The 1,614-nt window shown below is 39.9% G+C and carries 2 protein-coding genes and 1 pseudogene; 1 reads left to right on the forward strand and 2 read right to left on the reverse strand.

All coding sequences use genetic code 11. The features are described 5' to 3' along the window. Nucleotides 1–294, reverse strand: a pseudogene (locus FS875_RS09810) (2,3,4,5-tetrahydropyridine-2,6-dicarboxylate N-succinyltransferase); the annotation flags it as partial. Between the two features lie 107 nt (nucleotides 295–401). Between FS875_RS09810 and FS875_RS09815 the strand changes: the two are divergent. Next, on the forward strand, nucleotides 402–1,265 hold the full coding sequence (locus FS875_RS09815; protein WP_144756236.1) for an LOG family protein: 864 nt from the start codon (nucleotides 402–404) through the stop codon (nucleotides 1,263–1,265). 31 nt (nucleotides 1,266–1,296) lie between these two features. Here the strand turns inward: FS875_RS09815 and FS875_RS09820 are convergent. Continuing rightward, nucleotides 1,297–1,614: tRNA pseudouridine synthase A (locus FS875_RS09820; RefSeq protein WP_144756239.1), on the reverse strand; the 318-nt coding region annotated here is incomplete at its 5' end.

Below are 1,614 nucleotides of genomic sequence, written 5' to 3' on the forward strand. Positions count from 1 at the left end.
CCAACCAGAAAATTTCGAAGAAACTTTATCCCACCAATATGATTCACTAACACCACCAGAAAGAGTATGCATAGGATTGAGGCGAAAAGACAAAAGAACAGCTTTTTTCAACCATTGATGAACATGCCATTGTCCATCTTTTTGGCGTTGTGCAACACGCACTTCTCCTTTATCAAGGAGGCTTAATGCATGTTCGACGCTCTCACGCACTTCACCTTTTGTAGTGGTATTGATAGAATTGCGATCATCAAATGCTTTTTCAATAATCATTTCCAGTTGCGTGAGATGAGACATGGACAGAGTTCCGTTAAACAAGTTGAAAGCTTCAAGATTTATGACACTATGAATTACGCGAAGAAATCTATTCAGTCAATAAAGCGATAAGGCAATAGGATAAGTGTATGAAAAAAGGTTATAAAAAAAAACGTGAAGAAAAACAAAACAATTGGACACCACTTCTCCACGCGAAGGATGCTCTACAACAGGTAAAAAAAGTTTCTAATACAGCACAAATGCGTTCACATACGTATCGTTTGGCTTATATTGATCAAGAATTTATGATGCGTCCAGAACTACGCTCACAAAGGATAGGTCTTGAGTTTTTAAAGCCGGAAATAGCGCTTCAAGAATATGATATCCAATCAACAGTTGTTCTCTTTGGTGGTGCACGGATTCCTGAACGTGGGCAAGAAGCCTGGGCAGCAAAAAATGACACACAAAAGAAGAATTTACATGCTATGTCACATTACTACGATGAGGCAAGGGAATTTGCGCGTTTATGTTCACGCTATTCTGCTACCACACAATATCGTGAATTTGTGGTTGTCACAGGGGGAGGACCAGGGATAATGGAAGCAGGAAACCGTGGTGCCATAGATGTTGGTGCACCAACGGTTGGTTTGAATGTTGTTTTACCTCATGAGCAGGCACCTAATTCTTATATAACTCCAGATTTATGTTTTAATTTTCATTATTTAGGAATGCGCAAAATGCATTTTCTCATGCGGGCAAAGGCATTAGCGGTTTTTCCTGGAGGGTTTGGTACTCTAGATGAGTTATTTGAGACATTAACTTTAATACAGACAGGACGGATGAAACAGGTTCCGATTTTATTGTTTGGTAAAGAATTTTGGAGCAATGCGATCAATTTTGATTATTTATCAGAACAAGGTACAATTTCTCCCTCCGATATTGATTTAGTAAAATTTGTCAATAGCGCAGCAGAAGCCTTTGAAGAAATCCGTTGTTTTTATAAGCTTTCTTAATTGCTCTTTAAGAAGAAACTTTGCAGAATAATTAATATTCCACCTTAGTCAAATAAAGCCCTGAAGGTGGTGCGACGACACCACAACGTGTACGATCTTTAGCATGAAGAGCCGCTTCAAGATCTTGTGCACTCCAGCGTCCAATACCAACTTCCATGAGGCTTCCTGCAAGGGAGCGGATTTGATGATGCAGAAAAGAACGGGCCTGTGCATAGAGCAAAATCTCTTCTCCTTCTCTTTTCACCTCAAGGCGTTCAAGGGTGCGAATAGGGCTTTTGGCTTGGCAATGTATTGAGCGAAAAGTGGTAAAATCATGTTTTCCTACAAGTTTTTGGGCAGCTTCCTGCAT

The organism is Bartonella saheliensis, from assembly GCF_902162175.1.